Source organism: Sphingopyxis sp. PET50, from assembly GCF_025244705.1.
Taxonomy (GTDB): domain Bacteria; phylum Pseudomonadota; class Alphaproteobacteria; order Sphingomonadales; family Sphingomonadaceae; genus Sphingopyxis.
The window spans coordinates 1818757-1841864 of sequence record NZ_CP104207.1 but is presented as its reverse complement, the minus strand read 5'-3'; the positions used below and the strand labels follow the sequence as shown (position 1 = coordinate 1841864).

Genomic DNA, 23108 nt, shown 5'->3' with positions numbered 1-23108 from the left:
GTCCTGAGCCTAGGCTGTATCGACATTCAGCCCTGGCGGCCTGCAAATGGCGGCTTTCCGCGCTTCCGGTGCTCACGCACATCGAGTGCGCTGCGCTCCGGGTCACGGAAAACCACCATTTTCGGCTCGCCATCTTCTGAATGTCGATACAGCCTAGGGCGCGCCGCAAACGGGTTGCAATGCCGATAAAGATATATTAGTTAGATGATTGTTGGTTCATCTGAACCTCCCACAGGGCAACTCCAATCGAGCCGGTCTTTCGGGACCGGCTCGTTTTTTATGGCGATTATGTCCCTTGCAAACCCAAGCTGCTTGTCGGGATCGGGGTGGATTACCGACATTCAACCCCCTCCTCTTCAGAGGAGGGGCAGTGAGACTTGGTCCGGCGCAGCCGGGCCTTTAGTCGAACGGGGTGGTGGCCGAAGACGTCGGCCTATCCCTCGAGCACCACCCCGCTGCGACTAACGAACAAGTTCGTAAGTCTCGCTACCCCTCCTCTGAAGAGGAGGGGCTGGGTATGCCCCCTCCCGCTTGCGGGAGGGGTGATCGACGTGTGCCTGCAACGTCCGCTTCCCACCAGAACCGGTATCGAAACGCGGATTTGCAATCGATAAAATTGCCTTTTTACGCCCCGCCGCGCGGGCGGTCGTGGAAGGTCTGGCGCCGCGCGGCGGCATCGCGGTCGAAACCCGCGTTGCGCATGATCTCATGATCGAGCCCTTCGGACAGGCGCATGCCGTCGGTGTTGTAGATCAGCCGCTTGTTCTCGGCATTGCTGTGCCAGCTGTTGGCGAGGATCATTTCGGCGAACTCGCCGACCGCGCCGTCGAGACCGCCCGCCGTCACGCACCGGTTTGCCAGCCCCATCGCCGCCGCTTCGCCGGCATCATAGGACCGGCAGGTGATCATCATCTCCAGCGCCCTGGCGTGGCCGACGCGGCGCGGCAGCCGCTGCGACATGCCCCAGCCGGGGACGAGACCCCATTTGCCATGCGTGTCGGCGAAGCGGGCGGTCTCGTCGCAGACGATGAAATCGGCCGAAAGCGCCAATTCGAGCCCGCCGGTGAAGCAGGTGCCCTGCACCGCCGCGACGACCGGCTGGCGCAGCTTGCTGAGCAGTTCGAGCGTCTGCACCTCGCGCCGCAGCCAGCCGAGGGCGTCGGCGTGCGGCTTTTCGGAGAGGTCGTGGTAGGCGCAGAAATCGGTGCCGGCGCCGCGCAGCACGACGAGGCCGATCGTGCGGTCGTCGCGCAGCGCCAGCAGGTGCGCGCGCAGGGCGCGGAACAGTTCGCGGTTGATCGCATTGCGCTTTTCGGGGCGGTTGAGGGTCAGCGTTGCGACGCCTTCGGCGTCCCGACGCAGGACCAGGCCGGCGGCTTGGGTCGCTTCGGTCATCACAATGTCTCCGGTTGGGCGAGAGCCTGCCCGATCGCGCGGACGAAGCGGGCGGCGTCGGCGCCGTTGATGACGCGGTGGTCATAGCTGAGCGACAGCGGCATCATCAGCCGCGGCTGGAAGGCGGCGCCGTCCCACACGGGCCGCATACGCGACGGCGTGACGCCGAGGATCGCGACTTCGGGCTGGTTGACGATCGGCGTGAAGCCGGTCCCGCCGATGCCGCCGAGCGAGGTGATCGTCATGCAGCCGCCGGACATGGCGCTCATCGGCAGTCCCTTGTCGCGCGCCCGGGCGCTATAATCGGCGAGTTCGGCGGCGAGCGTCGCGACATCCTTCTGGTCGGCGTCGCGCAGCACTGGCACGAGCAACCCCAGCGGTCCGTCGACCGCGATGCCGATGTGGCAATATTTCTTGAGGATCAGTGCCTTGCCGTCCTCGGACAGCGAAGCGTTGACCTGCGGGAATTCGGCCATCGCCTTGGCCAGTGCCTTGACCAGAAAGATCAGCGGCGAAATCCTGACCGGACCGGTCAGCGTCCCGCGATGCGCGTCGAGCGCGGTGACGTCGATATCGTCATGATGGGTGACGTGCGGAATCTGCGTCCAGCTCTCCGTCAGGCGGCGCGCGACGACGCGCTGGAAACTGCTCGTCGCTATTGTCTCGACGGCGCCGAAAGGCGCGAACCGGGCTTCGGGGGACGGGTCGGTCATCATATCCTCTCACTGACATGCTTCTTGATCGCGGCATCCTCCGCGCCCACGAAGGGCGGGTGGAGCGGACTCTGCTCTTGCACGAATATATCATAATCATATAGACCTTAATGCAAGAGAGATACGCTGATATGGCGAGGACCATGACGGAAGAGGATTATGCGGCGCTCGGCCTTCGGGCGCCCGCCGCCCGAATCGATCCACCCGGCGCGCCGCGCGACGTCGCAAGCCTGATCGCGCGCGCCGCGGCGCAATGCCCCGACGAGGAAGCGCTGGTCGATGCGGCGGGCGCCTACAGCTTTCGCGGGCTGGCGGATGCGGTGACCGCGGCGGCGGCGCTGTTCGACGCGGCGGGCATCCGGGCGGGAGACCGCGTCGCGGCGTCGCTGGGGAACGAGAATGGTCTCGTCATCGCCTTCTTCGCGGCGATGCGGCTCGGCGCGGTGTGGGTCGGGATCAACAGGATCCTGCCCGCCGACGACAAGCGCTACATCCTCGCGCACAGCGGCGCGAAACTGCTGCTGACCGATGCCAGCCTTGCCGGGCAGGTCGCGGCCTTGCGCGCCGATACGCCCGACCTTGGGCATGTCTGGATCCTCGACGATGACGCTCGCGACGGCGGCTGGAACGCGGCGCTCGCCGATGCGGCGGCCGCGATCGCCCCGGCTCCGGACATCGACCCCTTCGCCCCCGCCGCGATCATGTACACCAGCGGTACGACGGGTGTGCCCAAGGGTGTCGTCCACAGCCAGCACAATATGATCGTGGTTCCCGCCGCCGCCTTCGCCCACGGCCTGATGACGCCCGAGGCGCGGCGCGGGTCGGCCTTGCCGCTGACGATCACCAATGTGATGATCCTGGGGCCGGTGTCGGCCTTTCTCGCCTGCAAACCCTTTCTCTTCGCGCCGTCGATCAAGATCGAGCCGCTGATCGAGTGGATCGCCGCGCAGCGGATCGGGCAGCTCGCCTTCGTGCCGACGATGATCTACGATCTGCTCCAGGCCGATCTCGACCTGCCCGGCCATTTCCGCATGGCGTCGGGCGGCGCGCCGCTGCCGCAGGCGATCCGCGAGACCTTCTTCAGGCGCTACGGCTATCATGTCTCGCCCTCCTATGGCCTGACCGAGGCGCCGACCGTCGTCGCGCACAGCTTCGACACCGTGCCGCCCGAGGGCGCGAGCGGCCATGCGCTGCCGCATCTGGAAATCTCGATCCGCGACGCCGACGGGAACGCGGTTCCCGCCGGCACCGTGGGCGAAGTCTGCTTTCGGGCAACGCAGACCGGCGACTGGGCGAATGTCTATACCCCGCCGCTCGGCTATTGGCGCGAGGCAGAGAAGACAGCGGCGCTGCTGCGCGGCGGGGTCGTTCATTCGGGTGACCATGGCAGCCTCGATGCCGACGGCTGGCTGACGATCGCCGACCGCAGTTCGGAGCTGATCCTGCGCGGCGGGTCGAACGTCTATCCGGCTGAGGTCGAACGCATTCTTCACTCGCATGACGGCGTCGCCGACTGCGCCGTCGTCGGCAAGCCCGACCTGCGCATGGGGATGCTGACCGTCGCCTGCATCCTGCCGGCGCGGCCCGATGCCGATCCGGCGGTGCTGGAGGCCGATCTGCGCGCGCTCTGCCTCGACAAGCTGACGCGGTACAAGGTGCCCGACGAGTGGCGCTTTCTCGACCAGTTCCCGCGCAACGCGATGGGCAAGGTGGTCAAGCCGAAGCTGCGCGAGATCGTCGTCGGCGCCGTCTGAGCGCCGCTCCACCGAACCCGGCCCGACAGGAAGGATACCCGATGCCCCGGCCCACCCAATTTCATCGACGGCTGGACGGCTGGCGCGCGATCGTGACCGGTGCGGGCACGCTGGGCGACGGGGTCGGCACCGGCAAGGCGATCGCGGCGCTGTTCGGGGCCGAGGGCGCGCGCGTCGCGCTGCTCGATCTCGAAGCCGACCGCGCGGCGGCGACGCTCGATCTGGTGCGCGAACTGGGCGGCGAGGGGCTGGTGGTCGCGGGCAATGTCGCCGACCCCGCCGAGGCGGCGCGGATGACGGCCGAGAGCCTGGAATGGCTCGGCGGGCTCGACGTGCTGGTCAACAATATCGGCATCGGCGCCGGATCGGGGCCGATGCACGAGGTCGCGGTGGCCGATATCGACCGGGTGATGTCGGTCAATCTGGGCACGATGTTCAACATGTGCCGCAGTGCCATTCCGGCGCTGCTCGAAGGGCAGGGCAGGGCGATCGTCAACATCGCCTCGGTCGCGGGCATGCGCGCGCACGGCAACGCCGCCTATGGCCCGAGCAAGGCGGCGGTCATCCAGTTCACCGCCGAGCTGGCAGTGATGTACGGGCGCGATGGCATCCGCGCCAATTGCGTCGCGCCGGGGCATATCGTCACGCCGATGGTCGAGGCGCATCTGCAGGGCGAGCGCCGCCGCGTGCGCAGCGCGATCGCGCCGCTGGGCGTCGAAGGCGACGCCTGGGATATCGCGCAGGCCGCGCTCTTTCTCGCCGGACCCGAAAGCCGCTTCATCACCGGGGTGACCCTGCCCGTCGATGGCGGGGTGACGCAGACCGGGCCGCTCGCCGCCTATGAACGGATGACCGGCCTGTGAGTTCGGCCTTCGCGGCGGCGCTCGCGGGCTTTGCCGGGCCGATCGCGGCCGAGGCGCTGCTGCGCGAGGCCGAGGTGCGGACGGGCCTGTCGGATTGGGGCGGCAAAAGGTGGGACGAGGAGCGGTTCCGCCGCGATCTGGGCATTCTTTGCTCGGGCATCGAGGCCGATGGCCAAGCTGACCGCGACCGGGCGCGGCCGCACCCACAGCCGCCTGATCACGATGCTGGTGGCGCGGCTGCGCTATCTCGATGTCCGCAAGGCGGCGACCGGCGTCGACGCCGAGCGGATCGTCGCGCCGCTGATCGGAACGGGAATGCCGCGCGCGGGCACGACCTTTCTTCACGGCCTGATCGCGCAGGACCCGGCCCACCGCGCGGTGCCGGCGTGGGAAGCCGCGATCCCGTCGCCGCTGGCGGACGGTGCGGATCGCGAGGCGCTGTACGCCCAAATCCTGGCCTTTCAGGGGATGACGGCTCCCGACGTGACCGCGATCCATCCCTTCGGATCGGCGCTGCCCGAGGAATGCATCTTCCTGCAGGAGGGCAATATGGGCAGCCTCTACGGTGTCTATTGGAACGTGCCCGACTATCAGGCCGCGATCGCCGGGAAGATGGCGAGCGCCTTCGCCTGGCAGACCGGCGTCCTGCAATATCTGCAGCGCGGCCGGCCGCCGCGGCGCTGGGCGCTGAAGGGGCCGGGGCATTTGTTCAACCTGCGCGAGCTGCTGATCGCCTTTCCCGACGCGCGCCTCTATGTGAACCACCGCGATCCGGGGAAGGTCATCCCTTCGATCGCCAGCCTGTTCGCCAAGCTGCGCTCGCTCTTTTCGGACGAAGCGGTCGATCCGCCGGTGATCGGGGCGCAGCAGCTGGCGGCGTGGCAGTTCGCGGTCGACGACTATGCGGCGTGGCGCGACCTCGAGGGCGCCGAGGCCCGCGTCAGCGACGTGGCGTTCACCGACCTCGTCACCGAACCGATCGAGACCGTCGCGCGCGTCTATGACGAACTCGGCATCGCCTATGGCGCCGCGGCGCGCGAGGCGATGGAGCGGCATCTGGATGCCGACCATCACGGATCGGCCCCGGCGCGCCGATATGGGCTCGCCGACTATGGCCTCGACGAGGCGGCGATCGAGCGCGCCTTTGCGCCCTATCTCGAACGCTTTTCCATCCAGCGGGAGACACGGTCATGAGCAATCCGATCGCCAATCCGGGGCAATTCGCGGCCGAGGCCGATGTGCGCGCGATGCTCGGCGACCCGCGCATCGCGGCGACGCTGGTGCAGGTCGAGGCGCTGTTCGCGCGCGGCTATGGCGACCGCATTCCGGAGGAATCGCGGCCCTTGCTCGGCGCCTTCTGCGCCGAATATCTGAACAACTGGCTGTTCAAGGCGGCGGCGTCGGATGCCCAGCATCCGCGCTTCGTGCGCGACTTCATGCCCGCCCATGCCTGGCACGGGCAGGAGGTGCCGGGTGCCCGGACCGGCGGCGACAACCCCGACAATTGTTACCGGCTGGCGGGAATCGAACATGGGTCGCGCTATCGCGTCACCGGGCGCATCGTCGACCGCAAGGCGGCGAATATCTCGTTCACGCTGACCGCCAATTACGGCACCTCGCAGACGGTCCAGACGATCGAGGATCATGACATGCATTTCGACGCCGACGGGCGTTTCGAACTGCTGATCGACGACGGGACCGGCGGCGCGGCGGGGAACCGGCTGGTTACGCGGCCCGGGGTCAAATTCCTGTTCGTCCGCGATTCGATGATGGACTGGGCGCACGAAACGCCGCTCGATCTGGCGATCAAACGGCTCGGTGACGCGAAGGCCGATCCGATCGGCATCGACGAGATGGCGACGCGCGCGACCACCCATGCGCTGGGCGACCTCTATCTCTATTTCTGGTTCCAGAATGTCTGGAGCGGGCTGAAACCGAACAGCATCACCCCGGCGCAGTCCTTTCGCGGTGCCGGGGGCGGGCTGGTGACGCAGGGGATTTCGAACGGCAGCTATATGCTCGGGCCCGACGATGCCGCGATCCTCGAATATGATCCGGCGGGCGCCTCCTATGCCGCCGTGCAGCTGACCGAATGGCTCTATCGCTCGCGCGACTATCATCGCATCCAGTCGAGCCTGACCGCGGCGCAGTCGGCGATCGACGGCGATGGCCGCATCCGGCTCGTGATCGCGCGGCGCGATCCGGGGGTGCATAACTGGCTCGATACCGGCGGGCAGGCGCACGTCTTTTCGATCCTGCGCTGGCAGCATATGCCGGCCGACGGTCCGCCGCTCATTTCGGATCTGCGCCTGACCACCATCGACCGGCTGAAAGGCGAATTGCCCGCCGACACGCGCTGGGTCGATGCCGACGAGCGCGCGGCGCAGCTCGAAGCACGGCTCGCGGCCTATCGGCGCCGGATCAGCTGACCCGATGACCGCGCCGCTGTCCGCCCTCCTCGAACTGGGGGCGGGGTCCGATGGATGCGCCTTCGCCGCGGCGGTGCCCGAGCGGCTGTGCGTCGGCCAAGCCGATCGCCGCTTCCTGTTCGGCGGGATCGCGCTTGCGGCGTGCATCGAGGCGATGGAACGGCGCACCGCGCTGCCGGCGATCTTCGCGTCGGTGCAATTCATCGCCGCCGCGCATGGGGGCGACGCGCTGCTTTTCGAGACCGACGTCGCCGCCGGAGGCAGGTCGGTGCGCCAGTGCGGCCTCACCGCGCGGCGCGAGGGCGAGATTTTCCTGCAGGGCCATGGCGCGTGCGGCCGCCGCGAGGGGGATCGCGGCTATCCAGAGCCTTGCGTGCCGCGCGTTCCGCCGCCCGGGCAATGTCCCGAACGGTCGGTCGCGCGCCTGCTGTCCTCGAATATGCAAGCGCTGCTGGAATTCCGCCTCGCTGCCGGCGAGCTGCCCGACCGGGCGGGATGGACGGGCGAGGGCGGGGCCGAACTCGCCTGCTGGGTCCGCCCGCGCGACGGGTCGCCGATCGACCGCCGCCTGCTCGCGGTTATCGCCGATTGCGCCGCGCTGGCGCTCCCCGGCGCGCTCGGCCGTCCGGCGAGCGGCAGCAGCCTCGACAACATGATCCGCTTCCTTGCCGAACCCGATGGCGATTGGGTCCTCGCGATGATGCGGGTCGAGGGGATCGGCGACGGGTTCGCGCATGTCGGCACCCGCATCTGTTCGCCCGCGGGCGTTCCGCTCGCGTTGGCGAGCCAGTCGATGGCACTTCGCTTGTGGGACGGCGGCTGACAAGGGGCTTGCCAATCGCTAAAACAGGATACTAAATAAGATATAGAGCCAAGATTCGACCGGAGAGAGAGACTCGCATGAGCGACGCCCCGAAAAGCCATCTGCCGCTGAGGATCGAGGAGATCACCGCCGACTGGCTGACCGCGATCCTTGCCGAACGCTATCCCGGCACGGTCGTCACCGAGGTTCATATCGGCACCGTGATCGCGGGCACCGCGACCAAGGTCCGGCTGTTGCTGTCCTACAATGCGGCGGGGCACGCGCACCGTCTGCCGCCGACGATGTGGCTGAAGGGCGGCTTCATCCGTCATGCCTATACGTTCGACGAATCCTTCGTGAACGAGGCGAAATTCTTCGCGACCTGGGCGCCCGAAATGAACATCCACATCCCCAGGGCCTATTGGGCGGGCTGGGACGAGGGGGTCCAGGGGCTGGTGCTGCTGGAGGATCTGGCGGCGCGCAACGTGACCTTCGGCGACGCGCGGCGGCTGATCAGCATCGACCAGCAGGCGCAGACGCTCGACCTGCTCGCGCGGATGCACGCGCGCTGGTGGCAATCGCCCGAGCTGAAGCAATTGCGGAACTTTTCGACGGTCTGGCAGGCGGCCGACCGGGTCGTGATGATGATGCTTGAGCCCGATTATTTCAACGCGTGCATCAACCACCGCCGCTGCGCCGCCTATGTCGGGCCCTATCGCGACCGCGACCGGATCATCGCGGGGCTCCGCACGCAATGGAAGCGGTCGATGGAAATTCCGCAATGCTTCTCGCACGGCGACGGCCATCTCGGGAACATGTTCTTCGAGGTTGACGGCCGCCCCGGCTTTCTCGACTGGCAGGCATGGCAGGAAGGGCCCTATATGCACGACGTCGCCTATTCGATCATCGGCAACCTGACCGTCGCCGACCGCCGCTCGGCGGAGAAGGATCTGCTCGCATCCTATCTCGAGGCGCTGAAAACCCATGGCGTCGCCCATCCGCCGAGCCGCGAGGAGGCGTGGGAGGCGTATCGCCGCCACGCGATGCACGGCTTCATGTGGCCCTTCACGCCGGTCGAGATGCAGCCGATCGAAATCGTCACGGCGGAGGGCGACTGCTTCGGCGCCGCAGTCTCCGATCTCGACACCTTCGGGGCGCTCGGCGTCTGATCGCGATGGCCGATACCCCCGCCCGATTGCTCGGCATCGCAGGGTCGCGCAACCTGCGCGATCTGGGCGGGTACAGGACCATCGACGGCCGCATGGGTGCGGCAGGGCCTGTTGCTGCGCGGCGGCCATCCGGGCGAGTTGACCGGGGAGGGCAGGGCGCAGTTCGCCCGGCTCGGCCTGGGGGCGATCATCGACCTGCGCACGACCGAGGAGCGGGCGGGCCAGCCCTATCCGGCGGGGCTGACCGACGGGCTTCATTACTGGACGCGCGACTATGACCTCAGCCGCGGCGACCTGGTCGTGATGCTGCGCGATCCCGCGACCGGGCCGGAGGCGATGCGCGCGCGGATGCTGCAAAGCTATCGGGTGATCGTCGACGAACAGCGGCAGGGAATCGGCGCGATGTTCGCGATGCTGCGCGTGGGTCGGACGCCCTTGCTGATCAACTGCACCGCGGGCAAGGACCGCACCGGGGCGGTCTGCGCGATCCTGCTGGCCGCGCTCGGCGTGCCGCTCGACGTGGTGCGCGAAGATTATGCGCTCACCGAACGGGTTTAGGATCCGCGCGCGCAATTGTTCCACGTCGACCCCGCGGGGCCGTTCGCCTATTTGCTCGAGGTCGATCCCGCGGTCTGGCGGGTGATGATGCGCTCGGCGCCCGAATATATCGACGCCGCCTTCGCCGCGCTGGCCGAAAACCACGGATCGGTCGAGGCTTATCTCGCCGTCGTGCACGGCATCGACGCCGCCGCTTTGGACGCGCTCAGGGAAAGGCTGCTCGAAGCCTGAGCGTCAGGAAGCGGGGTCGATCGCGCGGCACAATATGTCGACCTGCAACCGGGTCATCGTCCGGAAGGTTTCGACATCCTGCGCCGCCGCGCCCAATCCGCGCACCGAAAAGACCAGCCCGCGGGCGAGGTCCGCCGCGCTGGCGGGCAGGCCGGCCGGTGCAGCCTCCGCGATCAGGCGCGCGATGCGGGCTTCCAGTTCGCCATAGACGCGGCGGACGACGGGGATCGACAGATCGTCCATGTCGCGCGCGTCGGGCGTCGTGGTCTGAAGCTCGAACACCTGCACCAGCCACAGATTGCAGGCGGTGAAGATGCGGTCGGCGAGGGTGGTTGCATCCGACAGATGGTCTTCGATGTCCGCCATGCGAATATGGTTGAGGTGCAGGACGACGGCCTCGAACACCTCCTCCTTGCCGGGAAAGAGCAGGTAGAGCGCGGGGCGCGACATGTCGGCGGCGCGGGCGATGTCGCCCATCGTCGTGCGCGCGAATCCGTGGCGGATGAACAGGTCGGCGGCGGCGACAACCGCCCGGTCGATCTTTGCTGCCGTCGCCATCCCGCTCCCTCGATTGGCCCCCAAGGCGGTTCTGGCTAGAGTCATCGCGATGCCTTCGCAATGACATTTTCCGTCAGACTGTCATGCGAGCGGCGAACGCTCGGGTCATTCGCCCCGGAATTGCGGTTTGTCGCCCGACGCGAAGACCCGCACGGCGGCCAGATTGTCCTTCGTCCGCGCGGTGCGGCCGACCGCCTTCGCCTCGGCCTCGAAGCTGCTGTGGATGTCCTGGCGCAGCCCCTCGGCGATCAGGCCCTTGATCTCGCCGAGCGCGACCGTCGCGTCGTTCGCGAATTCGCGTGCGACCGCGCGGGCGCGGACGGGCAGGTCCGCCGTCGCGACGGTCTCCGCCGCAAGGCCCCATTCGCGGGCCGTCGCGGCGTCGATCCGTTCGGCGCGCATCAGCATGCGTTTGGCGCGCGGCACGCCGACCGCGCGCGGCAGCAGCCAGCTCAGCCCCGAGATCGGGCGCCGACGCCAGATTCTTGAACGGCGTCTGCATCCAGGCATCCTCGGCCATCACGACATAGTCGGCGGCCATCGCCAGCCCCAGCCCGATGCCGATCGCCAGGCCGTTGACCCCGGCGACGAGGGGGATGGGCAGTGCGTGCAAGCGGCGCAGCATCGGATGATAGAGCGTCTCGGCGCCGCCGAGCGGCGCGATCGTCGATTTGCCCTCGGCCAGCGCCTTGCGGTTCACCATCAGATTATAGCCGGCGCAAAAGGCGCGGCCTTCGCCGGTGAGCAGCACCGCGCGGCAGTGGCGGCGCGGCTTGGCGATCTCGGACAGTGCGGCGGCAAGCGACTGCGCCATCTCGTCGCCCATCGCATTCAGCCGGTCGGGATCGTTCAGGGTGACGATCGCCAGCGGCCCTTCGAACGCCAGCCGCACATGGGGAAGGTCGATGGTCTCGATATTTCCGGACGTCATGGCGCGATCCTCGAACGGTGCGGGAGCGGGGAAGGGGCTTATTCGATCAGGCCGGCCTGCTGGTTCGCCTTGCGCCAGAATTCGCCGCCGACGATGCCGTCGATCTCCAGTTCGGCGACCTCGGACACACGGACGAACAGCATATAGATGCCGATCACATGGATCAGTTCGACGATCTGGCGCGGCGAGTAGAAGGCGGCGACGGCACTGAACACGAAATCGTCGACGCGCACGGTCTTGACGACCTGGCGGGTGAAGGCGAGCAGCGCCTTTTCGCGATCGTCGAAGACCGGGTCGCCGAAGCGGTCGTCGGCGATCGCCGCGACCTTGGCATCGGGGATGCCCATCGTTTTCGACACCTCCAGATGCTGCGCCCATTCATAGGCGCCGCGATCGAGGTGCAGCACGGCGAGGACGCAGATCTGGCGTTCGAGCGGGGGAACCTCGATCCCCGTCATCATGCCCTGCACGGCGAGCCCGATGCCCGGCTGGATCGACACGGCGTGGGCAAGGACACGGCTGAGGTTCAGTTTGCCGCCCGGCTTGTTGTCATAGATGTCGCGTTGCTGCGGCGTCAGATCCTCGACCGCGACCGGCGGAATACGGCTCATCCCTGTTTCTCCTCTTCCCGGCGACGGAGAGTGGCGGCGATGCTCGCGCGATGCAAGTATCAAATAACTTAGATAGATGATTATCTGCGCTCCGGCGTGACGCTCATCGGGCCTCCATGGGGGCGATACGGCGCGAAGTGTGTTGACTCGCTAATCAGGGTCATTAATATAATCATATATACAACAATCACGGCAGCGAGCCGGGTGGGGAGCGGAAATGACCGGATCGGTGCGATCGGCCGCCTTGTCGGCACAAGCCTCTCCAGCATGAATATTGCCGTTCGGGCGGGTAGGCGGCGCGATCGCGCGGTGGCTGCCAGCCCGCACGGAAAGGGAAGATCAACAAGAACGAATCTTGGGAGGATTTAATAATGATGAGCTTCAAGCATCAGCTGCTTTCCGGGGTCATGGTCGGCGGAGCGATGCTGCTGTCAACGCCGGCGTTCGCGCAGGACGAGCCCGAGGGGTCGGCTGGTCAGGATAGCGTCGGTATCGAGGACATCGTCGTCACCGCCCGCAAGACGTCGGAAAACCTGCAATCGACTCCGGTGGCGGTGACGGTGCCGACGGGCGAAACGCTCGACAAGGCGCAGGTGACGAGCATCGAGGCCCTGCCGCGGCTGGTGCCCGGTATCGTCGTGCAGCCGTCGACCGGCCAGCCGGCCTCGGCCTTCATCGGCATCCGCGGCCAGTCCTCGTCCGACGCGCTGCTCGCGCTCGACCAAGCGGTGGGGCAATATTTCGACGGCGTCTATATCGCGCGGTCGTCGGGCGCGCTGTTCAACTTCGTCGATGTCGAGCGGGTCGAGGTGCTGCGCGGTGCGCAGGGGACGTTGTTCGGGCGCAACACCACGGGCGGTGCGGTCAGCATCATCTCGAACAAGCCCACCGGCGACTTCGGCGGCAGTCTGCGGCTGCGCTATGGCAATTTCGACACTTGGGAAACCACGGGCGTGTTGAACCTGCCGATCCAGGGCGACGAAATCGCGGTGCGCCTGGTCGGCCAGCATGTCCAGAATGACGGCTATGCCCGCAATCTCAGCTTCAACACGCCGCTCGGCGGCGACAATGTCGACTTCCTGCGCGGCACGCTGCTGATCGCGCCCGAGGGCAGCGGGCTGACCGTCACCGTGGTCGGCGACTATACCAGCCGCAAAGGCCAGGGTCAGATCGTCGGCCTCAAAAGCTATGACCGGAATCCCACCACCGGCGCCAATCTGAACGGCACGGCGCAGGCGGTTCTCGCCACCTGTTCGGGGCCGACCCCGAACCCGCTGTGCCCGGTGACGGGTCCGGCGGCGGGCGACAGTTATGGCAATTATTCGGTCAGCGTTCTGGGCAAGAGCAATTTCTACGACGTCGCGCTCAGCCTGATCCCGTTCAGCAAGGCCGAATCCTGGGGTGTCGGCATCACCACCGAATATGAAATCAGCGATGCGACCGCGATCAAGTCGATCACCGCGTGGCGGGGGGTCGATACCGAATCGCTGACCGACAACGACGGTACGCCCTATGTGCTGACGGGCGGGCTGCGCGTCGGCGACGGCAACATCATCAACCAGACGCAATTCTCGCAGGAATTGCAGCTGTCGACCAAGGCGTTCGACGACCGGCTGCAACTGATCCTCGGCGCCTTCTATTTCACCGAGCAGGGCACCGACCTGTCGAAAAGCTATTCGGCCTTTCCGCTGGGAACGCGCTACGGCTCGGCTATAACGACGGCGACATCCACAACAAGAGCTACGCCGGGTTCGGCCAGTTCAACTTCAACCTCACCGATGAACTGCGCTTCACCGGCGGCCTGCGCTATACCGAGGACAAAAGGTCGATCCTGAGCCGCAACCGGCAGGAGAACACCGACGCGGTCACCGGGCTCCCGGACGGCACCTTCGTCTGCAGCCTGATCGTCAATCCGGGCGATCCGTGCGAGAAGCTCACCAAGGCGACCTTCGATTACTGGTCCTACACGGCGGGTTTCGACTGGCGTCCGAACGAGAATGTCTTCCTGTACATCAAAACCAGCAAGGCGAGCCGCGCTAGCGGGTTCAACCCGCGCGCGACCGGAACGACCCCGCTGGTGTTCAACCCCGAAACGGTCGTCGACTATGAATTCGGCTTCAAGCTCGATCTTTTCGACCGCCGCCTGCGCCTGAACACGGCGATCTTCCAGACCAATTACGACGACATCCAGCGGACGGTGCCCGCGATCGTGAACGGCGTGCTGTCGAACTCGATCGTCAACGCGGCGACGGCGCGCATTCGCGGGCTGGAGACCGAACTGACGGTGCAGCCCACCGACGGCCTGCAACTCGGCGTATCGGCGACCTTCCTCGATCCGAAGTTCAAGGATTTCACCATCCCGCTGTCGCTGACGGTGTTCCAGGACGTGACCGACACGCCCTATTCCTTCGCGCCCAAGCAATCCTATTCGCTCTATGCCGATTACACGGTGCCGGTCGGTTCGGGCGAGCTCAACCTGCGCGCCGACTATTCGTGGCGCAGCAAGCAATATACGACGGGACCGCTCGTCGGTCCGGGCTATCAGGAAAAGTTCAAGGATACCGCCAAGATTCCGGCCTATGGCCTGCTCAACGGCCAGATCGCCTATCAGCTCGAGGACCCGAACGTCGAGGTCGCGCTCTATGCCCAGAACATCACGAAGAAGAAATATTTCCAGCGCCTGCTCGCGATCGAGAACAGCCTGGGTGTCACCGGCTATTCGCCCGGCATGCCGCGCACCTATGGCGTCCGCCTGACCTACAAGTTCGGCGGAGAATGATTACGAGCCGGTGATGGCGGCGCTCGAGTCCGGATCGCTTCGCAGTCTCGGCATATTGTTCGCCGCGACGATCGCGATCGCGATCGTCGGGGTCCATTTCCACGTCGTCGGCGCGATGGTGAAGCCGCTCGGCGACGCTTATGGCTGGAGCCGCGGCGACATCGCCTTTGCGCTCACCATTTCGAGCGTCGTCCATCCGTTCACCAACATCTTTCTGGGCACGCTCGTCGATCGTTACAGCGCGCGCGCCATAGCCTTGCCCGGCATCGCGGGCTGGGCGCTGGGTACCGCATTGCTCGGCCTCGCGGGCGGTCCGATCTGGACCTGGTATCTGGGATATATCCTGTTCAGCCTGCTCGGATTTGCCGCCAGTTCGATCGTTTTCACCAAGCTGATCGTCCAGAACTTCACCCGGCGGCGCGGGCTTGCGCTCGCGACCTCGCTCGCGGGCGCCGGGGTGCTGGTCAGCACCATTCCCTCGATCGTCCTCGCCTTCGAGCGCCATTTCGGGCTGGCTAGGCGTCTATCCGGCGATGGCGGCCTGCGCCTTTGTCCTGATGTTCCTGCCGTGCTGGCTGTTCCTGCCGCGCGAGGGGCCAGCCGCGCAGGCCGCGGAGCCGCCCAAGGCCGACTGGCGCGAGGTGATCGGGTCGACGATCCTCTGGCGCCTGCTTGTCGCCTTTCTGTTCATCGCGTCCTGCGTCGGCACCTTCATCGTCCACCTCCAGCCGATGCTCGCCGATGCCGGGCTCAGCCGCGATGTCGCGGCGACCGTGGCGCTGTTCATCGAGCCGGCGATGATCGCGGGGCGGCTCGGCACGGGCCTGTTGTTCGACCTGTTGCCGACGCGGCTGGTCGCGGCCTGCGCCTTCAGCCTGCCGGCGCTGGCGTGCCTGTGGCTGCTGCTCATCCCGCTCGACTATCGCAGCGCCGTCGCGCTCGCCGTTCTGATCGGCGTGGCGATGGGGAGCGAGGTCGACGTCGTTGCCTATATGTCGAGCCGCTATTTCGGACTTCGCCGCTACGGTCTCGTCTTCGCGATCCTGATCAGCACCTATGGCTTCGCGGTCGGCACCTCGTCCTGGGCGGCCGGCAAGGCGTTCGACGCGATGGGCAGCTACGATGCGACGCTGATGATGCTGATCGCGGGCGTCGCGGTGGCGGTCGGTCTGGTGCTGTCGCTCGGCCGCCCGCCCGAACTGGCGCGCGAGGCGTCCTGACGCGAATCGCGCGATATTCGTATTAATTCACCGAATTATATATACGATATTGACAGGCGAAGCGGCGGCGCTAGGATTTTCCGAACTCCGAAAACGGAGACTCAAAGAGGATGGGCCGCAGAGCCCGGATTGGGAGGGAGAACCCATGCGTCATTGGAAAGCCATGCTGTTTGCCTAAGCACTGCGAGCATGATGCTCGCGCAGCCGGCCTTTGCCTTTCAGGAAGCTCCGGCGGCAGCGCCCGAGGCCGAGGAAAGCGTCGGGCTGAACGACATCGTCGTCACCGCGCGCCGCCAGGAAGAGCGTCTGCAGGACGTGCCCGTCGCGGTGTCGGTGCTGTTGCCCGAAACGCTCGAGGCGAAGGGCACGTTCAACCCCGTCGACCTCGTCCAGAGCACGCCGGGCCTGAACGTCACCGCATCGGTTTCCGACCGTAACAACCTGACCTATACGATCCGCGGGCAGGGCTTTTCGTTCGGGACGGTGTTCCCGGCGGTCATCACCTATTTCAACGAAGTCCCGATCGCCCGGCTGACGCAGGGCCAGTTCTTCGACCTCGCCAATGTCCAGGTCCTGCGCGGCCCGCAGGGCGTCAACTTCGGCCGCGTCACCGACGGCGGCAACGTCATGGTGACGCCGCAATTGCCGAAGGAGGATTTCGGCGGCTATCTGACCGGCAAGCTGGGCAATTATGGCCTGCGTACCTTCAATGGCGCGATCAACGTGCCGATCGTCGAGGACAAGGTACTCGCGCGCGTCGCGTTCGAAACCGCCCGCCGGTCCGGCTTCACGACCAATGTCTTCAACGGGCAGAAGCTCGACGACGTCAAATATGAATCGTTTCGCGGCGGGCTGACCCTGCGGCCGGTCGAAGGGCTGGAGAATACGACCGTCGTGTCGTACCAGCGCACCCACGACAATGGCACGGCGGTGATCTTTGCCGGGTTGAACCCCGCGGCGTCGGGCCTGTTGCCCGCGATCGGACAATTTTCCTTCCTGTTCGCGGGGGGGTATGGAATCGACCAGAATGGCAGCGTGGTGCCGTTCCGCCCCGGGCTGACGCCGCTCAGCGCGCCGGACTATCTCGCCTCGCTGCAATCGCAGCTCGCCGCACAGAAGGCGCGGGGCATCCGCCAGATATCGCAGGTCGACCCGACGTATAGCGAGCGCAAGAATCTTTATATCGTCAACACCACGACCGCCGACATTTCGGACAATATCCAGGTCAAGAATGTCTTCGGTTATATCCGCGAGCGCGAGGACGAGGCGTCGAACTTCGCGGCGAGCAATGGGGCGGCGGTGCTGACCTGCCACTCGGCCTGCCCGGGCGGACTGCTGTTCACCAACCAGGAACAGTATAGCGAGGAGTTGCGGATTGCGGGCCAGTTGCTCGACGACAAGCTCAACTTCGCGCTCGGCTTCTACATGGACGAACAGCGCCCCGCGGGGCCGGCTGGAAAATGCGACGATCAACGTCGCGATCCTGAACCGCGTCGGCGTCAACGACATCACGACCAAGTCGCGCGCCATCTATGGCTCGCTGGAATATGATATCACCGACAACTTCAGTATCAACGGCGGGCTGCGCCACACTTGGGACAAGATCCATTCGGAACAGAACACCTATCTCAGCCCGATCGACGGCGGGCAGCAGGCGCTGTTCAACTTCCTGACCGGTCCCTTCGGCGGCAATCTGCCGCCGGCATGGTCGCGAACCAGGTCGTCGCCGCGACCTTCGCCCCGATCCCGCACGGCCAGTGCGTGACCTATGGCGCCGGATCGGTGCTCTATTCCAGCGGACCGGGCAATTGCATCGTCCGCGACGGCAAGTTCAACGCCACGACCTGGTCGGCCTAGCGCGACATACAAGACCGACGCGGGGCAGATGTTCTATGCCAAGGTCAGCAAGGGGTATCGTCCCGGCGGCGTGAACGGCACCGCCCCTCCGGGGGTCGATCCGGCCTATAATCCGGAAACCGACGTGTCGTTCGAAGTCGGTGTGAAGGCGGACTTCCGTTTCGACGACGTCTTTCTGCGCGCGAACCTTGCCGCCTACACCGACCGGTACAAGAATATTCAGAAGAATGTCGTGCTGCCGGGGCCGGTGCCGGTCTCGTCGGTGCAGAATGTGAACAATGCGCGGATCAAGGGTATCGAGGCAGAGGTGACGCTGATCCCGGTCGAGGGGCTGACGCTCGGCGGCACCTTTGCCTATACCGATGCGAAATTCGATCGGCAGACGCCGATCGCCATCGGCAATCCCTGCGACCCGACGCAGACTACCACCGTCGGCTTCTGTTCGGACAACCGCTTCAACTCGGTGCCGAAGACCCAATATTCGCTGACGTTCGACTATGAACTGCCGCTGGGCAATAATCTAGGCGAGATCAGTTTCGGCGGTCAGCTTTATCACCAGTCGAGCGTGTCCTACAGCGACACCAGCGTATTGAATCCGCAGTCAATCGAAGCTCCCTTCACGACGGTCGACCTCAATCTGAGCTGGAAGAACGTCGGCGGCCAGCCGGTCGATCTCGGCCTGTTCGTGACCAACGTCACCAAGGAGGTCTATCGCATCGGTACCAACAATCTGATGCAGAATTCGTCGCTGGGCATCCTCGGCGAAATCTACGCCGCGCCGCGGATGTGGGGCGCATCGCTCAAATACCGGTTCGGCGCCGACGCCGACTGACGGCGCACACGGCAAAGGGGGCAAGGCCGGGCGGCGCAAGCTGTCCGGCCTTTTTTTGGCGGTTATGCCTTTTGCGAACACGGCCGCTGAACGGCGGGTTGCGGGCGTAAGGAGACAAAAGATACGGACGGACGCGTCCGGAATGTCTCCTTTGTCGCTTTAAGCCAAGGATGCGCGCGGGACGCCGGAGAGGTGATCTGCGGAGCAAGCGACGCGGTCATCCGCAAGGGTAGATCATGGCGGGATTTATTAGGAAAGCCTTTTCTGGCGCGGGCGGTTCAATGGCAGTTAGCGGGCGGTGGCGGAAGTAAAGCCCCTCCCCTTCAGGGGAGGGGGTTGGGGTGGGGTCCATCGGCCTTGCGCAAGGCCGATGGACCCCACCCGCTGCGGCTAGGCAGCAAGCTGCCAAGTCTCGCTGCCCTCCCCTGAAGGGGAGGGCGTGGCGTTTATCCGAACGTCCGCCTTCCACCCCAAAGCCGCCCTCGGCACGCCGGTTTGCGGCGGATATAATCGCCCTATTTTACGGGATGGCAGATGCGCGCCTGCGGTTGCCCTATTCCTTCGCCGCCTCTCGGGCGCGCTTCGCGGCGCGGAGCATTTCGATGAAGGCGTCGGTTTCGCGCTGCAGATAGGCGTTGGTATCGGGTTCCAGGGCATTCGCCCGGAACAGATTGCGCGTCAGCCGCATCTGGAGCCGCGGTACGCTGGCCAGCTTTTCGGCGACCGCGACAGCTTCTTCGATCACCTTGTCGTCGGGGACGATGCGCGTGATGAGTCCGATCTCCTTCGCCTCGGCCGCGCTCAGCTGCTGCGAGGTGAGGCAGATGTCGAGCGCGCGGCCATAGCCGACGAGCCGCGGCAGCAGCGCGGTGCAGCCGAGTTCGGGCATGTAGCCCAATGACAGGAAGGGGAAGCTCCACGTCGAGCCTTCGCCGCCGATGCGGATGTCCATCGGCAGGAGCTGGGTGACGCCCAGCCCGATCGCGGCGCCGTGGACCGCGCCGACCATCGGTTTCGAGCGCGCGAGCAGGTGGATCCAGCCTATGTCCTGCATCATGCAGATCTGCGCGATGTTGAGTTTCCGGCCGGTGTCGGGATCGACCTCCGGCCCTGCCTTGAAATCGGTGCTCGGCACAAAAGATCGGGCCTTCGTGGGTCAGCACGATGGCGCCGACCGCGTCGTCGGCGTTCGCCGCTTCGATCGCCGCCTCGGTCTCGCGGTAGAGCGGCGGGCTCCAGGCGTTGCGGCGCTCCTGCTTGTCATAGGTGATGAGCGCGACGGCCCCGCGCTTTTCGTAGCGGATATGTTCGTATGTCATCCCGCCGTTATCTTTGCTGCAGCCGCTCGACTTCATAGGCGTACATTTCGTCGATATTCTCCTTCGTCGGCTTCGGCAGCTCGACGGGCGTGTCGCGCGTCGGCAGCAGGATCACCGCATGGCCCGGCGAAACCACCGTGCCGTGCTGGTTCTCGACCCAGATGTCGAGATGGACCTCGTTGCGGCCTCCTTCCTGCGCCTTCCGGCGGACCTTGCCTTTGATCCAATAGGTGTCGCCGGTGTAGACGAATTTGCGGTGCTGGCACGACATCTTCCACAGCCAGCCGTCGTCGCCCATCCAGTTGGTGCAGATATTGGTCAGGAAGGTCTCGCGCAGCCCGCCATAGTCGTAGGGGATAGGGATGCCGAGCTCGTTCGCCCACGCCTTTTCCCAGTGCAGGCGCTGTACCGTGTCGGGGACGTTCAATTCGTTCGGGGTATAGAGCCCGGGCACCTTGGCGCGGATTTTCCAGCTCTGGCGGAAGGCGCCCGGCGGGGTGAGCTGCATGCCCCAGCCGACGTGCCAGACGACGAGGTCGCTGGTGCGCAGCGGACCGCGGACGATCGTCTGCAATTCCTCGCCCTCGATCACATCTTCCCAATAACGCGTTTCGGCGCCGCGCAGCGTTTCGGCGGCATAGCAGGCGTCGATCTCGGCGAGCTGGGCGTCGGTATAGGGGATCGGAAGGTCGTATTCCTTCTTCTTTTCCTTCGACGCATGGCGCTCGGCGCGGATCCAGGTGCCACGCTGGATCGCGTGCAGTTCGTCATTCTGGTTGCGATAGATATAACCGTTGATCTCCGACACGGTGCGGCCCGCAAAGCCGCTCTTGTCGTTCACCTGGACGCCGATCAGCGCGAACCGCTGCTTGAGCTGGTCGCCGAGGCGCAGCGGGCGCCACCATTCGAATTCCATCTGCGCCTGATAGGAGCCGAGCCCGGCGAGCGGGTCGCCCTTCATCATCGCTTTCACCTCTGGCGTGATCGGCGGCGCGTCGGAGACGCCCATGGTGTAGAGGAAGTTCGGCGGCGCGATCAGCCCGCCCCAGCGGGTCTGCTCGCCATAATGCTTGTCGCACCAGAGCGGATTGTCGTCGCCGTAACCGAAGGCGAAATGGCGGGTGCCGTCCCACGTCACTTCATAATTGTGCGGCGGCGTGGGCTTGTTGACCTGGATGCCGATGCGCTCGCGCAGCTTCGCGATCCCTTCGTCGGTCAGGATGCCATAGGTGCTTGCCGGGTCTTTCGTCTTGGCTTCGGCCATCTGTCCTCTCGCTTCTCTGTTCGATCTTTGCCCGCGAATCCTTGCAGAGGTGGTGAAGGCGAATCAAGTAAATTCGTTATATGATTATCGCGAGGCCTGGTTCAGCCGATCGGCCATCAGGGCCGCCAGTTCGGCCTTCTTGATCTTGCCCGATCCGGTGGCGGGCAGGCTGGCCTCGTCGAGCGCTACGATGCGCTTCGGAACCTTGAAGGAGGAAAGCTTGCCCTTGAGGTCGGCGATCACCGCGGTCTCGTCGAGCTCGCGGCCGGGCGCCATCAGGACCGCGGCGACGAGGATCATGTCGCCGCCCTGCGGGACACCGACGACGCCAGCCTTCTCGATCCCCATCAGCCCGGTCATCGCAAGCTCGACCTCCATCGGCGCGACATTGGCGCCGTGGATCTTGACCATCTCGCCCAGCCGCGCCTCGAACTTCAGATAGCCGTCGGCGTCGAGCAGGCAGAGGTCGCCGGTCGCATAATAGCCCTCGGCGTCGAATGTCTCGTGCCGCTCGCGCCCGTTGAGGCCGAGCATCAGGCAATAGCCGCGCACCAGCAATTCGCCGATCTCGCCGGGGGGCAGGGCGCGCCGCGTCTCGGGATCGACGATCTTCAGCTCGACGCCGGGTACCGCGCGGCCCTGCCAGAAGGGGCGGTCTTCGGGCAGGAATTCGTTCCAGCGCGCCGACGTATGGCCGCCGAGCGCCTCGGTCATGCCGAAGGTCCGGGCGAAACGTTCGTTCGGATGCGCGACCGGTGCGCCGATCCGCGCGGTCAGATGATCGCTGAGAAAGCGGCCGTTGCGCACGACCCCGGCGCTGTCCATGTTGAGCCGCACCACGCCCAGCCCCGCGCCTTTCAGTTCGTCGGACTGGCCGAGCACATCGAACCAGCCCGAATCGCCGGCAAGCGCGTTGCCGCCCTCCTCCTCGATCAGCTTCAGGACATTGGCGGGCGACCCGTCGCTGGTCGTGATCAGGCAGGCGCCATTGTTCAGGCTGTAGAACAGGGTCGCGACGAAACCCGCGACCCAGAACATCGCGCGGGTGGTGACGACGCGGTCGCCATGGCCGAAGGGGGTGAACTCCATGCCCATCTGCCAGCTGTGGCGGACCAGCGGGCCGTGGCCGTGGACCACGCCCTTGGGCGTCGCGGTACTTCCCGACGTATGGATGATGCAGGCGGGATCGGCGGGCGTCACCATCGCTTCGACCTGTTCGAGCATCGCGTCGCTGATCGCGGCATGCCCCTCCAACAGCGTGTCGAACGACTGCGACCAGGGCCGCGCCCCGGCACCGATCACATGGATATGGCGCAGCCGCGGCGCCGCCTCGAGATAAAGCGGCGCGCCCGTGGATGTGACAAGGTCCGGCAGCGCCTCTTCGAGCCGCGCGAGATAATCGTGCCGCAGGAAGGTGTCGGCGACGATCAGATGGTCGAACTCGGCATTGGCGAGGACCCAGCGCAATTCGGGCGCCTGATAGAGGGTGCTGAGCGGGTCGGCGATCGCGCCGATCCGTCCGGCCGCGAGGACCGCGACGACGAATTCGGGGCAGGGCGGCGCCATGATCGCGATCCGCGATCCCTTGCCGACGCCGAGTGCGAGCAGCGCCTTGGCGGCGGCGGCCGATTGCCGGTCGAGATCGCGAAAACTGACCCGTCGGCCATCGCGCACGAGCGCATCGGCATCACCATATTTCCGGGCAAAATGGCCGATCAGGCCGGGAATGGTCGGATCGAAGTCGGGTTCGGGGGTCATGGCCTTTCTCCCGAGCCCGATCCGAACCAGCTCGGCCACTTCGCCATTCCGAAAACCCGGTATCA

The 23108-nt window shown here is 65.9% G+C and carries 20 protein-coding genes and 4 pseudogenes; 14 read left to right on the top strand and 10 right to left on the bottom strand.

What is annotated here, in order from left to right:
- Positions 1-624 precede the first annotated feature (624 nt).
- Both N0A20_RS09655 and N0A20_RS09650 read right to left on the bottom strand, forming a co-directional pair.
- Positions 625-1395 (bottom strand): enoyl-CoA hydratase/isomerase family protein, encoded by a 771-nt coding sequence (locus N0A20_RS09655; RefSeq protein WP_260583726.1) that lies wholly within the window; start codon positions 1393-1395, stop codon positions 625-627.
- Positions 1395-2108 carry a 2-oxo acid dehydrogenase subunit E2 gene (locus tag N0A20_RS09650; protein WP_260583725.1) on the bottom strand — a complete coding sequence of 238 codons (714 nt, stop codon included), beginning with the start codon at positions 2106-2108 and terminating at the stop codon, positions 1395-1397. The genes N0A20_RS09655 and N0A20_RS09650 overlap by 1 nt, the downstream gene beginning before the upstream one ends.
- Before the next feature lie 143 nt (positions 2109-2251).
- On the opposite strand from N0A20_RS09650, the gene N0A20_RS09645 reads away from it, so the two are divergent.
- The 7 genes and pseudogenes from N0A20_RS09645 to N0A20_RS09615 all read left to right on the top strand — a co-directional run bounded on the left by N0A20_RS09645 (position 2252) and on the right by N0A20_RS09615 (position 9914).
- Positions 2252-3862, top strand: a complete 1611-nt coding sequence (locus N0A20_RS09645; RefSeq protein ID WP_260583724.1) for a class I adenylate-forming enzyme family protein — start codon at positions 2252-2254, stop codon at positions 3860-3862.
- Between the two features lie 41 nt (positions 3863-3903).
- Complete coding sequence (locus N0A20_RS09640; protein ID WP_260583723.1) at positions 3904-4725, top strand: SDR family NAD(P)-dependent oxidoreductase; 822 nt, start codon at positions 3904-3906, stop codon at positions 4723-4725.
- 168 nt (positions 4726-4893) lie between these two features.
- Complete coding sequence (locus tag N0A20_RS09635; protein ID WP_260583722.1) at positions 4894-5919, top strand: sulfotransferase; 1026 nt, start codon at positions 4894-4896, stop codon at positions 5917-5919.
- Entirely contained in the window at positions 5916-7154 is a 1239-nt protein-coding gene (locus N0A20_RS09630; RefSeq protein WP_260583721.1) for a hypothetical protein, read from the top strand. Before N0A20_RS09635 ends, N0A20_RS09630 begins: the two co-directional genes overlap by 4 nt.
- A 4-nt stretch (positions 7155-7158) precedes the next feature.
- Positions 7159-7977, top strand: a complete 819-nt coding sequence (locus tag N0A20_RS09625; RefSeq protein ID WP_260583720.1) for an acyl-CoA thioesterase — start codon at positions 7159-7161, stop codon at positions 7975-7977.
- A 77-nt stretch (positions 7978-8054) separates the two neighbouring features.
- Positions 8055-9125, top strand: a complete 1071-nt coding sequence (locus N0A20_RS09620; protein WP_260583719.1) for a phosphotransferase — start codon at positions 8055-8057, stop codon at positions 9123-9125.
- A gap of 96 nt (positions 9126-9221) precedes the next feature.
- Positions 9222-9914, top strand: a pseudogene (locus N0A20_RS09615) (tyrosine-protein phosphatase).
- 3 nt (positions 9915-9917) lie between these two features.
- On the opposite strand, the gene N0A20_RS09610 reads toward N0A20_RS09615, so the two are convergent.
- The 4 genes and pseudogenes from N0A20_RS09610 to N0A20_RS09595 form a co-directional block, all read right to left on the bottom strand.
- The gene (locus tag N0A20_RS09610; protein WP_260583718.1) at positions 9918-10472 is read right to left on the bottom strand and encodes a TetR/AcrR family transcriptional regulator; all 555 of its coding nucleotides are present in this window, start codon (positions 10470-10472) and stop codon (positions 9918-9920) included.
- Between the two features lie 105 nt (positions 10473-10577).
- The gene (locus N0A20_RS09605; protein ID WP_260583717.1) at positions 10578-10898 is read right to left on the bottom strand and encodes an enoyl-CoA hydratase/isomerase family protein; all 321 of its coding nucleotides are present in this window, start codon (positions 10896-10898) and stop codon (positions 10578-10580) included.
- Positions 10899-10980: 82 nt separating this feature from the next.
- A pseudogene (locus N0A20_RS20710) lies at positions 10981-11286 on the bottom strand (enoyl-CoA hydratase/isomerase family protein); the annotation flags it as partial.
- Positions 11287-11441: 155 nt separating this feature from the next.
- Positions 11442-12014, bottom strand: coding sequence for a carboxymuconolactone decarboxylase family protein (locus tag N0A20_RS09595; RefSeq protein ID WP_260583715.1), 573 nt, complete (start codon positions 12012-12014; stop codon positions 11442-11444).
- 371 nt (positions 12015-12385) lie between these two features.
- On the opposite strand from N0A20_RS09595, the gene N0A20_RS09590 reads away from it, so the two are divergent.
- From N0A20_RS09590 to N0A20_RS09560, 7 genes and pseudogenes are all read left to right on the top strand, one after another.
- A complete protein-coding gene (locus N0A20_RS09590; RefSeq protein WP_260583714.1) occupies positions 12386-13849 on the top strand; it encodes a TonB-dependent receptor in 1464 nt (487 codons plus the stop codon).
- Positions 13741-14793, top strand: coding sequence for a TonB-dependent receptor (locus N0A20_RS09585; RefSeq protein WP_260583884.1), 1053 nt, complete (start codon positions 13741-13743; stop codon positions 14791-14793). Before N0A20_RS09590 ends, N0A20_RS09585 begins: the two co-directional genes overlap by 109 nt.
- 13 nt (positions 14794-14806) lie before the next feature.
- Positions 14807-15211, top strand: a pseudogene (locus N0A20_RS20705) (MFS transporter); the annotation flags it as partial.
- Between the two features lie 115 nt (positions 15212-15326).
- The gene (locus N0A20_RS09575; protein WP_260583710.1) at positions 15327-16013 is read left to right on the top strand and encodes an MFS transporter; all 687 of its coding nucleotides are present in this window, start codon (positions 15327-15329) and stop codon (positions 16011-16013) included.
- Positions 16014-16202: 189 nt separating this feature from the next.
- Positions 16203-17564, top strand: a complete 1362-nt coding sequence (locus tag N0A20_RS09570) for a TonB-dependent receptor plug domain-containing protein (RefSeq protein ID WP_260583709.1) — start codon at positions 16203-16205, stop codon at positions 17562-17564.
- Between the two features lie 153 nt (positions 17565-17717).
- Positions 17718-17870: a hypothetical protein gene (locus tag N0A20_RS09565; RefSeq protein ID WP_260583708.1), complete on the top strand. Its 153-nt coding sequence runs from the start codon at positions 17718-17720 to the stop codon at positions 17868-17870.
- 28 nt (positions 17871-17898) lie between these two features.
- A complete protein-coding gene (locus N0A20_RS09560; protein ID WP_409574758.1) occupies positions 17899-18702 on the top strand; it encodes a TonB-dependent receptor domain-containing protein in 804 nt (267 codons plus the stop codon).
- Between the two features lie 553 nt (positions 18703-19255).
- Here the strand turns inward: N0A20_RS09560 and N0A20_RS09555 are convergent.
- The 4 genes and pseudogenes from N0A20_RS09555 to N0A20_RS09545 all read right to left on the bottom strand — a co-directional run bounded on the left by N0A20_RS09555 (position 19256) and on the right by N0A20_RS09545 (position 23043).
- The gene (locus N0A20_RS09555; RefSeq protein ID WP_409574785.1) at positions 19256-19711 is read right to left on the bottom strand and encodes an enoyl-CoA hydratase-related protein; all 456 of its coding nucleotides are present in this window, start codon (positions 19709-19711) and stop codon (positions 19256-19258) included.
- Between the two features lie 124 nt (positions 19712-19835).
- Positions 19836-20021 (bottom strand): annotated as a pseudogene (locus N0A20_RS20700) (enoyl-CoA hydratase-related protein); the annotation flags it as partial.
- A gap of 7 nt (positions 20022-20028) precedes the next feature.
- Positions 20029-21285: a MaoC family dehydratase N-terminal domain-containing protein gene (locus N0A20_RS09550; protein WP_260583705.1), complete on the bottom strand. Its 1257-nt coding sequence runs from the start codon at positions 21283-21285 to the stop codon at positions 20029-20031.
- An 84-nt stretch (positions 21286-21369) separates the two neighbouring features.
- Entirely contained in the window at positions 21370-23043 is a 1674-nt protein-coding gene (locus N0A20_RS09545) for a class I adenylate-forming enzyme family protein (RefSeq protein ID WP_260583704.1), read from the bottom strand.
- Positions 23044-23108: the final 65 nt, after the last annotated feature.